At 43.3% G+C, this 12355-nt stretch carries 14 protein-coding genes and 2 pseudogenes; 4 read left to right on the top strand and 12 right to left on the bottom strand.

Annotated features, from left to right (window positions below):
• Positions 1-162 precede the first annotated feature (162 nt).
• Positions 163-492: pseudogene (locus tag HHX48_RS15590) on the top strand (copper resistance protein B); the annotation flags it as partial.
• Between the two features lie 71 nt (positions 493-563).
• Here HHX48_RS15590 and HHX48_RS15585 read toward each other — a convergent pair.
• From HHX48_RS15585 to HHX48_RS15530, 12 genes and pseudogenes are all read right to left on the bottom strand, one after another.
• Positions 564-725: a hypothetical protein gene (locus HHX48_RS15585; RefSeq protein ID WP_168190725.1), complete on the bottom strand. Its 162-nt coding sequence runs from the start codon at positions 723-725 to the stop codon at positions 564-566.
• Positions 726-807: 82 nt separating this feature from the next.
• Positions 808-1074: a DUF5676 family membrane protein gene (locus tag HHX48_RS15580; RefSeq protein WP_223858461.1), complete on the bottom strand. Its 267-nt coding sequence runs from the start codon at positions 1072-1074 to the stop codon at positions 808-810.
• A gap of 61 nt (positions 1075-1135) precedes the next feature.
• Entirely contained in the window at positions 1136-1507 is a 372-nt protein-coding gene (locus HHX48_RS15575) for a cation transporter (RefSeq protein ID WP_139758072.1), read from the bottom strand.
• Positions 1500-1934, bottom strand: a complete 435-nt coding sequence (locus tag HHX48_RS15570; RefSeq protein ID WP_117316795.1) for a hypothetical protein — start codon at positions 1932-1934, stop codon at positions 1500-1502. Before HHX48_RS15570 ends, HHX48_RS15575 begins: the two co-directional genes overlap by 8 nt.
• Positions 1918-2583, bottom strand: coding sequence for a methyltransferase family protein (locus tag HHX48_RS15565; protein WP_139758073.1), 666 nt, complete (start codon positions 2581-2583; stop codon positions 1918-1920). Before HHX48_RS15565 ends, HHX48_RS15570 begins: the two co-directional genes overlap by 17 nt.
• Positions 2576-2914, bottom strand: a complete 339-nt coding sequence (locus tag HHX48_RS15560; protein WP_117316793.1) for a DUF2933 domain-containing protein — start codon at positions 2912-2914, stop codon at positions 2576-2578. Before HHX48_RS15560 ends, HHX48_RS15565 begins: the two co-directional genes overlap by 8 nt.
• Positions 2911-3276 (bottom strand): cupredoxin domain-containing protein, encoded by a 366-nt coding sequence (locus HHX48_RS15555; RefSeq protein ID WP_139758074.1) that lies wholly within the window; start codon positions 3274-3276, stop codon positions 2911-2913. Before HHX48_RS15555 ends, HHX48_RS15560 begins: the two co-directional genes overlap by 4 nt.
• Before the next feature lie 11 nt (positions 3277-3287).
• Positions 3288-5531: a heavy metal translocating P-type ATPase gene (locus tag HHX48_RS15550; protein WP_191026324.1), complete on the bottom strand. Its 2244-nt coding sequence runs from the start codon at positions 5529-5531 to the stop codon at positions 3288-3290.
• Positions 5524-5951: pseudogene (locus HHX48_RS15545) on the bottom strand (MerR family transcriptional regulator). Before HHX48_RS15545 ends, HHX48_RS15550 begins: the two are co-directional and overlap by 8 nt.
• A 1006-nt stretch (positions 5952-6957) precedes the next feature.
• Complete coding sequence (locus tag HHX48_RS15540; RefSeq protein ID WP_191026323.1) at positions 6958-7908, bottom strand: IS30 family transposase; 951 nt, start codon at positions 7906-7908, stop codon at positions 6958-6960.
• Positions 7909-8014: 106 nt separating this feature from the next.
• A complete protein-coding gene (locus tag HHX48_RS15535) occupies positions 8015-8341 on the bottom strand; it encodes a hypothetical protein (protein ID WP_139758077.1) in 327 nt (108 codons plus the stop codon).
• Positions 8334-10421, bottom strand: coding sequence for a UvrD-helicase domain-containing protein (locus HHX48_RS15530; RefSeq protein ID WP_139758078.1), 2088 nt, complete (start codon positions 10419-10421; stop codon positions 8334-8336). Before HHX48_RS15530 ends, HHX48_RS15535 begins: the two co-directional genes overlap by 8 nt.
• 146 nt (positions 10422-10567) lie before the next feature.
• Between HHX48_RS15530 and HHX48_RS15525 the strand changes: the two genes are divergently transcribed.
• The 3 genes from HHX48_RS15525 (at position 10568) to HHX48_RS15515 (ending at position 12318) form a co-directional block, all read left to right on the top strand.
• Positions 10568-11044, top strand: a complete 477-nt coding sequence (locus tag HHX48_RS15525; protein ID WP_139758079.1) for a hypothetical protein — start codon at positions 10568-10570, stop codon at positions 11042-11044.
• Positions 11041-11331: a hypothetical protein gene (locus HHX48_RS15520; RefSeq protein ID WP_139758080.1), complete on the top strand. Its 291-nt coding sequence runs from the start codon at positions 11041-11043 to the stop codon at positions 11329-11331. The genes HHX48_RS15525 and HHX48_RS15520 overlap by 4 nt, the downstream gene beginning before the upstream one ends.
• 255 nt (positions 11332-11586) lie before the next feature.
• Complete coding sequence (locus HHX48_RS15515; RefSeq protein WP_139758081.1) at positions 11587-12318, top strand: hypothetical protein; 732 nt, start codon at positions 11587-11589, stop codon at positions 12316-12318.
• Positions 12319-12355: the final 37 nt, after the last annotated feature.

Here is a 12355-nt window from a genome sequence, read left to right as displayed (position 1 = left end):
AAGGATAAGTTTTCCTTTTAATAGAAAGTTGTGAATTTTTAGCGGCTAATCTTTTCCTTCAGAACATCAGAACATCAGAACATCAGAACATCAGAACATCAGGACGTCAGGGCATCACTCTTTAGCCCTGATGTCCTCTCCTCCTGAACTAGCCCCTACCGATTAAGAATGGAAAACTCACTTCGTATTAACGAAGACGGTGGCATGCAGTTTATCAATGAAACCGAGTATGAATGGCAGTTAAGTCAGGTTTCCTGTCTGCAACCACGCCTGGAAGTTGTAGCGAACCTCACTGACTCGGAAAAATACAACCGTCAAAGCGGGCTGAGTAACATTCGTATCGGCTTGTGTTACCGCCATGAGATTACACGGGAAACAGCGCTCTATATCGGCGTTTATTACAGCAAAGCCTTGGCTAAAGTGGCTAACGCGTTAAAAGCTGATGGCGAGTCAACCAGTGAAACTGGCGTGGTAATCGGAGCCAGGATCTAGTCCTGAGAGGGCTAGGCCAGAACGGAAGTAACCGGCATTTTATTGCCGGTTATTTCTTCACGTGGCACCCTTTAACCGCCTTGTTGCAGCTTCATTTTACCCATTATTTCAGTAAACTCTTGCCCTTGCTTCTGTGACTCAGATGGTTGCTTACAGACCTGTTTATCCGTACTTGGCTGATTGAGTAATTGCGTGGCTTTCTGCAGTCCGTTTTCTGTATTGCTGGTGATCATAGTGCCTCACTGTTTACTTAAAAGCATAAAAGAGCAAATACTGTTCCGGACTTAATATTTCAAAAGCGGTGCATTTATTTAGTCATGAATTCTGAAGCTGCATATTATAAATTTTGGCAATAAACCAACCCAATATACCGGCCAGAAACGCCCAAAGAACGCCTCCTATCAATACACCCAATACCGACATGTGCCACCTCATGGCTTGCCAGTCTGTGTGTAACATTTTGCCTGTCATATCAGACATCATGTTCGGTAACGCCATGACGAATAAGGAACACACAATCCAAATAATCGCAAACGCTGCCGCACAAGCTATGACAAAGGCATTTTCTTGAATTTTCATCATTTATCTCCTTTAACTGGGCTCCCCCTATGTTGATTCCGAGAGAGCATATAGCGCATTGAGTTCATTTACGCTTATTGTGGGATCCCGGCGGCACTGCATGACAACTCCACGCTTTGTGTGTTGAATTGTCTTTGATATTCTGGTCGACAAATTGATAGTAACCTTCTTTCGTGTGTGTCCACCAATCATTGTGAAGGTCGGCACCATGTCTTCGAATGACTTCTTCAATACCATCCAAATTTATATGTGTCGCATCATATGCCAAGTGAATAACACCCTCTTTGATGTTGTAACTCACATCATCGATGCCAAAGAGCTTATCAACTTCTCCAATTAGTGCATCGCAATTTGCCTCATTGACATTGCTGAGCCGTAAATTGCGAATGACTAAATTAGCTTCTCTGACACCTACTCTGTGATCTAAATCACTCATGGTCTCCCCCTAAAGTGTTAGTTTGACTTTTTTCTGACATAGGCGAATGATTGTCCTCCATTTTTGACATCATCATTTCCATCATTTTGAGATGCTTTTCTGCCATATTAACCTGGGTTTGCATGGGTTGTTTTTTCATTTTCTCATGCATCATATGCATCATTCCCATTATGGATTGCATATGGCTTTTCATCATCTCACGCTGCTTAACGGGGTCCTTTTCTTCTTTGATAGCATGAACTTCTTCCTTCATCGCTTTCATTTTCGCATGCATCATATGCATATCTTTGCCAGACATATTCATTCCCATTTGCATGTCTTGCTTGTCTGAGCCCTGGTGCTCATGCCCTTTCATGCTTTGCGCTGGTGCAGTTGCCGCCATTAGTAATGACGTTGAAAAAATGATTGATTTAGTGAGTTTTTTCATGGTTTTCACCTTTTAATTTAACGTTCAGGTTTGGGATCCAGCGTGGTGTCGTGTTGATATAATTCACATACTCCTCGCCAAATTCAGAAATAGCTAAAGCTTCTTCATGCTTAGCCAGCTGTACATACACAACAACTAAAATAGGGAACATGACCAATGTGGGAATGGTTGGCCATTGCAACAAAAAGCCAAACATGATCAGAATGAAGGCTACATATTGAGGATGGCGACAACGCGCATACCATCCAGCTTTAGCTAACTGATGGTTCTTCTGAGCGTGGTGCAGTACATTCCACGCTGAAGACAACATAAAGAAGCCTGCAACAATAAACACCATACTGGTGATATGAAACGGGTCCCAATGGGCATCACCGTCAAAACCAAAGAAGGTGTGTAACAGGTGTCCGTTTTCGTGCGCGAAGAAGTTCACCTTCGGGTAGGTATCAGTAAGCCACCCTGACAAGAAATAGATAGTTAATGGAAATCCGTACATTTCGGTAAAGAGGGCCACAACAAAAGCAGAAAAAATGCCCAGACTTCGCCAATCGGTGGACGTTTTGGGCTTCACAAAACTAAATGCAAAAAAGATAAAAATAGCTGAGTTCAGTATCACCATTGACCATAAGCCATAATCGTATGTGTCATTCATCACCATCGTCCTTTTTATGCATTTCCTTGCGGCCTTCTTCTACCCCTTCAATGTATCCATCACGATAAGCCGCGTTCTTATCACTCAATTCCTGAAAACTCTGCCGCCTGTTTTCACTGTCCGGAGAATGTTCGTGGTCGTGACCATGTTTACCATGGCTACGGTGCATGAAGATGTGCATGAACGGGCACAGCAGTAATATCAGATAAGGAAGAAACTGAAGGACATGATGACCATGTTCGAAGATTAAAAAATAAGTAGCGGCAGCGATAATCGCTAGTGCCGTCCAACCCGTGGGGGTTGACCAAAATCGGGGGTGACTGTTTTTCATGACTCCTCCTTTACCACCGTTAGAACACCACGATACATCTGCATCTGGCAGTGAAAGACGTGTTCGCCCTGTGGAATGCTTGAGAGGTGTATTTGTGTTACACCATTAAGCTTTAATTGCTCACTAATATCTAACGTAGGGATCAGTAAAATCTCAGAGCAGGGAGATTCGTCCTTCCGCAAAAACTTCAATGTAACCGACTGGTTGGCGTTTACCTGAATTGCAGCAGGTGAGTACACACCATTTTTTACTTCTATGAGTACTTCATTGCTGTCAGTTATTGTTTGCTCAGGCTTGTATAGCCAAAACCACCAAATAATCAGTGCGATCACCGCAAGTCCGACAATATTAATCATCATCATAAGAAATCTCCTTAGTGGTCTTTTGCCTTGAATAGGCGAAGCCGATTCGCATTCGACACCACCGTCAACGAAGAAAATGCCATAGCCGCACCAGCAATAACCGGGCTTAACAACACACCGAAAAATGGATAGAGCGCGCCAGCCGCGAAAGGTATGCCTGCTACGTTATAAACAAAGGCACCAAACAGGTTTTGCTTAATGTTGCGCAACGTAGCCTTACTAACAGCTATTGCATCTGCCAGGCCATGAAGCGAACCGCGCATTAAGGTGATATCTGCACTTTCAATCGCTACGTCTGTTCCTGTACCGATGGCAAAGCCAACATCAGCTAGCGCAAGTGCAGGGGCATCATTAATTCCATCGCCAGTCATGCCCACTTCTTCTCCTTGCTCCTGTAGTTCCTGCACTTTGTTGGCTTTTTCTTCGGGCAATACATCAGCAAAAAATTCGCTTATCCCCGCTTTATTTGCAACGGCAGCGGCAGTTTCCTTATTATCCCCCGTTAACATGATGACCCGGGTCCCATTGGCTTGCAGGCGTTTGATGGCAGAGACAGAGTCTGATTTTATCGGGTCGGCAACCGCTATGATGGCAGTCAGTTGTCCATCTACAGCAAAATACATCGGAGTCTTGGCTTCTTTGGCCAGTGTTTGTGCTTTCTCGGCGTATTCACCAATGCCCACCTCGTTTTTAGCCATGAGCTTACTATTACCAAACAGTAAAGCCTTCCCTTCACAACTGGCTTCAACACCCATCCCGGTAATTGCGTTAAATCCCTCAATTTTAAGCAGCTCAACGTCCTGGTCGAGGGCACTTTCTACTATCGCCATTGCCAAGGGGTGCTCCGAACCACTTTCCAGGCTGGCTGCCAATTGCAACACGGGCTTTTCATCACTGGCATTGGCTAAAATTATGTCGGTGACTTTTGGTGTACCTTCCGTAATGGTCCCGGTTTTATCCAGTACCATAGCGGTGATCTTTGAAGCCGTTTGCAACGCTTCACCGTTGCGAATAAGTACACCTGCTTCCGCGGCCTTGCCAACCCCTACCATTACTGACATAGGTGTGGCCAACCCTAACGCACATGGGCAGGCAATTATTAATACCGTGGTGGCTGAAACGATAGCAAATGCCAGAGCTGGCTCAGGTCCAAAATTCAACCATGCCAGGGCACTGAGTACCGAAATAATCATGACAACAGGAACAAAATAAGAGGAGATCACGTCGGCCAGGCGCCCGATGGGGGGCTTGGAATTTTGGGCCCGTTTAACCATGGATATGATTTGCGCCAGCGCGGTGTCTTTGCCTACTCGCGTTGCTTTGAACAAAATCATGCCTGACTTATTGAGGGTTCCGGCGACGACTTCATCATCTTGTGCTTTTCCTACCGGCATGGGTTCCCCCGTAAGCATGGATTCGTCGATTGACGTGTGGCCTTCGATGACGACACCATCTACCGGCACTTTGTCTCCGGGCCTGACTTTGATGACATCATTAAGAAGCACCTGGTCGATAGCAATATGGACCTCTTTATTGTCCCGAATGACCGTGGCTGTTTTCGCTTGTAACCCAATCAAACGCTTAATCGCTTCCGAGGTTTTGCCACGTGCTTTCAGTTCCAACGCAAGCCCCAAATCAATCAGACCAATGATCATAGCGGTGGCTTCAAAATAGACATGCCTTGCCATCAATGGAAAAACGTCAGGAATAAAGACCACGAGCATGGAATACACCCAGGCCGTGCCAGTACCCAGCGCAATCAGCGTGTCCATATTGGCAGAATGGTTCTTCAGGCTGTTCCATGCACCCACGAAAAAGTGTCTGCCAGAAAAGTACATTACTCCGAGCGTCAGCAGTCCAACCAGAAGCCAGACGATGCGTTGCGTAGTCGTTTCGACGGTCATTTCGCCTATCAGAACGCTGTAAATCATTAAAGGTATGCCAAGCGACAGAGCAATAACTGTGTCTCTAATCAGTTTTTTATAATACGCCCAGTCGGCGGCATCCTTCTCGTCCAATCCGTCACTTCCATGTGAATCATTCAGTGCTTTCGCGTTATAACCAGCAGACTCAACTGCGGTAATGAGCGCTTCTGTCTCTGCAGTGCCTGAGACCAGCACGGTTCGGTCTGCAAAGTTCATTTCTGCACGGTCAACGCCGTGAGTATTTTTGAGCGTGGTCTCAATTTTTCCAACGCAACTTGCGCACCCTGCACCTTCGATAATCAATTGTTGTTCGGAAGCCGTCTTACCCATTTTGCGCCTCCTCGGCACCTTCACTGTTGATGTTTTCAATAAGGTGACACACCATGTGGGACGTTGGCGCTTTATCTGCCATCGAGTCCCACTGCTTCAGAGCACCTTCCATTTTTTCTCTCAACTGCAACATTTGCTAAACTGTTTTTCAGTTTCATCCAATCGCTTCTTGATGAGTTTGCGAACCAGTGGACAGGCGCTCTTACCATGATCAGCCTCTTCCAGAATTTGTTGAATATCTTTCACGGTAAAACCCAGTTGTCTGGCACTGAGAATAAATCTGAGTCTTGATTGGTCCTTACTCGAATAAAATTTATAGCCGTTGTTTGATTTGTCTGGTTTTATCAGCCCTAAGCGCGTGTAGTAGCGCACGGTACCTGCGGTTGTTGTCAGTGATTTTGCGATATCATTAACTATCATATTTGCTCCACAGCTATTCTAATTCGATAATCTTGATTTACAGCGTAGACCTATGTCTTACACACAGGTCAAGTCTTACCTGACTACCTGGCGCGTAAAAATGAAATGGTGCTATTTTCTTTACCGATAGCCTATTTTGAGGCGTTTCAGGCGCAACTATTCTGTGGCTAACAAGTAATTGGAGGGTGAAATGGTGGGACAGAAAAACCAGAAGCAAGTGACTGAGCGTCAGTCGCTATCGGTGAAAGGTAAAAGTCGTCCTTGAAACAAATGTCATTATGAATTGGAGTCAGTACTAAGATATGACAGCCTGCATACAAACCTTCACAGCACAAACATTTGTCAGGCTCACACATTTCACAATGATCGCTGTCGGCTTTCAGATGCTGCTGACGGGGAGACATTGGATTCGTTTCGGAAGGAGCGTGAGACAGACTATCTTGAGTTGTGAGGGAATCATCACCTGGACACTCACACGTATAAGCACCAGCCTGCCCATGCGGCACTAGCAGCATAAAAATAACAACGAATTCTAGCCAATTACGCTTGGTGAACATGCGCCCTCCCTGATCATCAATAATAGTCTGAAGGAAAGAAACATGTTCTGATTTAGATCAATAATCAGATTACTTTTTTAATTTTAATACCTGTATTTAGGCAGGCAGTAATCGATATGAATTTGCATGTCCGAATAATTGCTTATTTATCAAGTGTACTGCCAAAGGTCAAGAGAGGGCTTAAACCATATTAACGTTCGGGGGAAAGGTCAGAGGAGCTGCAAATTCTCCAAATGATCAAATTACCATCAACAATTTGACTTTGAATATCCAGATCAAAACGCTTTCATACAATAATAGCTCTATCAGATTAACCCCAAGTAGATACAAAATTGTTGAATGTATGTTCCTCAATAGACAAAAGATAGTTACATCAGAAAAGCTGAGTGAATTTATTTCTGGAAGTTATGATCACGCGAATTCAACTGCGAAGTGCACCACTCGCTAAATTAAGCCGCTCTTCGTAATTCGTTGAACACGACTGATGGCTGTTTAAACCCAAGGCATTTCCTTGGTCTCGCATTCAGCGCACGCTCAACGGCAGCAATCTGCTTGTCTGTCACCGTCCGCAAGTCTGTACCTTTACGGATATATTGCCGCAGCAACCCGTTGAAGTTTTCGTTCAGTCCGCATTCCCATGATGAGTATGGGTTAGCGAAATAGATGTCCGTTTTTAGTTTATCCGCTACCAGCTCATGGGCGGCTAACTCAGCACCATTGTCGGCGGTAATCGTGCGAACATGGCCGCGGTAGCGCCATAAAATACTAACCATAGCGCGACTCACGTCAGCCGCGGTTTTCGCTGGCACTTTGCGTATCAGGTACAGCTTACTTTTTCGTTCAACCAGGCTCACGATGGCACCTGTACCGTTCTTGCCTAGTACAGTATCGGCTTCCCAGTCACCGAATCGTTTCTTCTTATTAACAATGGCAGGGCGGCACTCAATGCCAATCCGGTTCGGAATTATAACGCGCTTCGCGCGGCTGCCTTTGCGGTATTTCCGATGACCATGTCGCAACTGCTTGAAGAGCTTTCCACCGCGCAATTTATCGCGCTGTATATAGCCATAAATCCATTCATGACTGACGCTATGCCCTATGATTTTACCTACGCCAGCGATTTGCTCAGGACTCCATTTCTGGCTCAACCCGAACTCGACGAAAGTGATAGTCAGCGCTGGTACACTGTATTTCGCAGCCTGACCTCGTCGTTTTACTGTCTTAGCGTGAGCGACTTCGGGCAGATAGTGATTGTCCCTTATTCTGTTGCGCCGGACTTCTCGACTAATGGTGCTGTGACTAACTTGCAACCGCTTCCCAATCTCCCGATAGCTGAAACCCTCGCGTAAGTAGGCTTCGATCTGGTATCGTTGCCCTTCGATCAACTGCTTGTATCTCATGGTAACTACTCATGTTTTTTGGCGATTACAGAGTACCACCAACAGGCAGTTGATCTCTTCTCACCGTTTAACCATGAGTGGTGCACTTATTATCTGAATTCGGGACCTACGCTAATTGAAAAATGAAGATTGCTGCAAAACAGGCTAAGACCAGTCCGATGAAGCCTCTCATGTCACCGTAAAAAAGACTCGATAAACTCATGGTCCCGGAACCAGCGATGACAAATTTGAGCATTAACTGCGTAGTTTCTTGAGCAGACATATCACCGTCATCCATTAAAAAATGCATGCCACCAAATAAGAGGCATAAAAATGTTATCAGTGCGAATATGAAGCTCCACAAATACCGAGGTTTACGGGTAATGAGGTACAAGCCCATTGAAGAATCAGGTGAAACATATTTTGGAATTTTTCTTTGCTCAGTTTCATGCATCGTTTTTGACTCTTAAAAATAGGTTTAAGCTTGATAGATATTGATTAAAGTTCTTAGCTGAACTGGTTGTGGGCAGATGGCCGGCCGCATCTGGGTGGATTTCTTTTGCCACTCTAAGGGACCCCTTTATATTCATTTCATACACGAATCGAGAGGTACTTTCTGACTCTTCTAAGCTGCCATCGGGAGGCTGACTTGACTCTTTTTCGTAAGCCTTTTGATATGCCTTATCTTTTGGTAGTAACAGAAGTAGCTTTTTGGTTGGTCTTGTTATGGCCACATAAAATAAGCGCCGTTCAGCTTGGATGTCTGTGGTTTTTCCAGAGACTGTTGCAGGGCTAATTGTTTCACAGCATGCGGGAATCACTGCCATGCCCACAGTAATTCCTTTAGCCATATGTTGAGACATAATACGAACCGCATTATTTGATTTGTTGCTTTCGGCCTTTAAAGATTCAAGTGACGTAAGCAAATTATCAAAAGTCGGGGCCTGCCGCGCTAAATCAAAAAATCCATGAGCTAATGCCATGGTATGGGAAGTCGACCGAGACTGTTTCTGAGACAAAGACTTTTCAAGCTCTTCAATCAAGTAATCATTGATGTAGGCATGAAAGGCCTCAGATGGAGTAGCTTTTTCGATAGACTCTTTTATTGCGTTAATTTTATTGGCAACGCGTTTGTGAATGAAAGGTTTTGTGTTTGGAATAACAGCTTTGACATCATCCGGAGTGGCGGTTTGCACATTGCGGAATAAATCAAAGAAAGCCGTGGCCACATTAGTTTTGACCCCAGGGTTTGGTGTCATCAATACTTTAGAGAATAAACCCGCGGCGTCGATTTCGCTCCCACCTTTGCATAAGTTAGCCAGTGCTTCGAATGCTGAAAATGCAGGCAGTGTAGAAATCGATTTACCCGACGAAAGTTGGTAGGGGATCCCGGCTCTAAAGAGTGCCAATTCAATAAAAGGGCTTACTTGATACAGCCTCGGTAGAATCGCGATATCAGAGTAGGCGTTTCCCTCGCTGATAAACATCCTAATTGAATCTACTAATGCAACCTGCTTTGTATCGGTATAAGGCTCGGCACCAAAAGAAGGGGGAGCATAATAACCGATGTTGATTTCAGTCTTCGGGGTAGATGGTGCTGACAAACACATTTTCATCGCCCGTTTAGAGTTATTAAAAATACAGTTATTTGCAGCCATTGCTAGTGAGTGGCCATAGCGGAAAGTGGTTTTTAACGTAAACTTTTGTGAGTCAGGATATTTGTGGTCCCAATGTTCACTCATCACGAGAGGATTGCTCCCCCGCCACTCAAAGATTGTTTGATCATCATCCCCAATGCCGGTGGTTTTTGCTCGTTCGCCAGCCATGATAGTAAACAAGTCCTGAACAATAGGGTTGATGTCCTGATACTCATCGATAATGATTTGGTCTAGCCTGTTAGCAATCAGGTTACTGCAACGGGAGTCCTGTTTGATGAGCCTTACAACATCGTAAAGTAAGTCGTTAAAAGAGCGCATCTGGTTATGTGCTCTGGTCTGTTCGAAAATATCAAAACCCAACTTAAATGGCGCTAAATGTGATGACAGCCCAAGGCGCTCAAACATCACTGAGCTGGGTTGAGTGTCACTTTTGCAGTAGTCCAGGAAGCTTGTGAAGGAATCGATAACAGAGCTATCGTAAATATCTATGTCAGTGGAACCAAATTCGGCAATTGCTTTTCGTAAAGCATCCACCGCTAATTTTTGCCATATGAATTCACGAACTTCTAACTTCCATGTTGGCAGAACGCCTTTCTTCATAAAGCCTTCACAAAGCTTATAACCCAAAGAATGATAGTGCCGGATGGTAGGGGTGCCTTCTACATTAAGCTTATTATAATCATGGCGAAATTCTTTTGCCGCAGGCTTATTAAACATAGTGACCAGTATGCTCTCTGCAGGAACGCCACTCATAATCATGTAGGCAACACGTGCACGGGTGGTCATTGACTTTCCTGAGCCAGGGGGAGCTATAACAAGCGTACTTTTATCAAAAGGAGCACCGATAAATTCGAGTTGTTCGTCTGAAAAGTCCATAGGAGGTAGATTTTGTCTTGAATGGACAGAGAGTGCAGCAGTAGCGGTCTGCTATAAATATGAAACCCGATTTATCAACATTATTAGGTTCAAAGCATCATTATTTTTCATAATAATTTGGCGAAAACTTAACATCGGGTCAAAAGATGTCAGAAGCCTATGATATTTACCATTTGAAATATGAAGTGTTACTTCGTCTGTCTAAAGATACAAAAACCCAGGTGCCTGAACATCTTGTAGATAAATATCAACAGATATCTAGTTCCTTTAGGCGTCTTATAAACAAGCGAGATATACGTAGGGCCGCCAGAGAAAACGATCCTCGTTTATTGAAAGAGTCATGGAAAGAGATTGGCAACGCGGCGAAAGACCTACTTTGTAATAACTGGTATACCCACGTAGCAATAATCACATGTGATTCTGCAGTCGAAGCAGTTCGACTGTCTACTTCCATCAATATGCAATGGTTCTTGAATGGGGCACGAAACATAGATGTCAATGAACCTTCAGAGCGCTCTACAGCCCATTTAGATATTATTCGAGTAAGAGAGCGCCACTATCTATATGTACTTGGTGGTTTCTATTCCATCGAAGACTCAAAATTTGTGGGGGTGAAGGAGTGAATTTATGTGATGTTATCCCACGCATTCATTCACGAAATGCTGAAGTTGAGGTAATTGGTGACGCAAACGGTGATTTATTAGTTATCGTGATACAGGGACAGTTTCGACACTTTGTTACAAACAAAGGTAATGGTCAAATAAAACGTTTTAGAGAACCACGCACATTAACAAAATATTTATGTAACTTGGGGATAAGGCAATATTCATTGAATTTAAATAATTGGGATTTGAAAATGATTTTTGACCGTCATAAGGCAGCTTCAGATTTAAGGTCTAAACAAAATTAAAATTCTTTGATTTTTAAATATATATTTTTTCATGGCCAGGAAAATATAAAAAATAATTAAAATTTTTGTTGCAATTATTTAAAATGTATAAGTTTCACTTTAAAAGGCATTAATTGAATGAATTAATATAATTGGGTTTTAGTGTAAAGTTAAGAGTTTATCTTAGCAAATGCTCAAATATCTATATTATAAATTTCGATAAAAACTAAAATTAAAGTAAATTTATAGCAAATTAAAATTATAGGAGTATTAGCTATGAGAAATAACAATGAAAAAAATGAGAAAAACCTTGGTGTAATATGGCCTGCCTTAGTAGGCGGTATCACTATAATTGGAGCGGGGTTAGCATATTATTTAAATTTCGCTGACTTCAAGCCTTCAGCTTTACCTGCTGATTGGGGAGCTTTCGGTAGCTACTATGGTGGGGTTGTCGGACCAATCGTGGCTTTTCTGTCATTGCTGGCTGTAATCGCCACATTACGTGTTCAGTATATTTCGTTGCAAGCAGCAAGAGCAGAGATGGAAGCAAATAAAGCCGAGGTGGAAGCAAATAATAGATCCAATGCTAGAGCTGACTTTCTTCGTCGGTTTGAATTAGAAGAGAAGAACTTGCAAAGTTTAGCCTTAGATACTGTTAAAGCTCTTCTTGTTGATATCCGTTCACAGGAAAACGAAGAAGAGGATGGAGAAAGAAAATATTTTAAATTGCTTGATGAGTATTCTCGTGGCGCTTGCAATGTATTCATAAATTACTTAAAAAGATATCTCGTTATTTCAAAAGATCTGGAAGAATTGGACAAGCTCTTTAACCATGCGGACGGTCCGGGCGGTCTGATGATTCGACAATATATGGTTAGATTTGAAAGAATCCTTGAAGAATCGCAAAAGCATGGTGAGGATATCGAAAATATAGCTAATTGGACTGCCACAGCAAAACTATGTAAGGTGATGAAACATGCAGATCGAGAATTGAAAAGACAAAACTGAAAAACGAATAGTGAAGTATAGAAAGGGAGCTCTTTTT

Source organism: Salinimonas profundi (assembly GCF_014750655.1).
In the GTDB taxonomy this organism is placed as follows: Bacteria; Pseudomonadota; Gammaproteobacteria; order Enterobacterales; family Alteromonadaceae; genus Alteromonas; species Alteromonas profundi_A.
The sequence above is the reverse complement of the archived record's forward strand: the minus strand, read 5'-3'. Positions and strand labels throughout refer to the sequence as shown.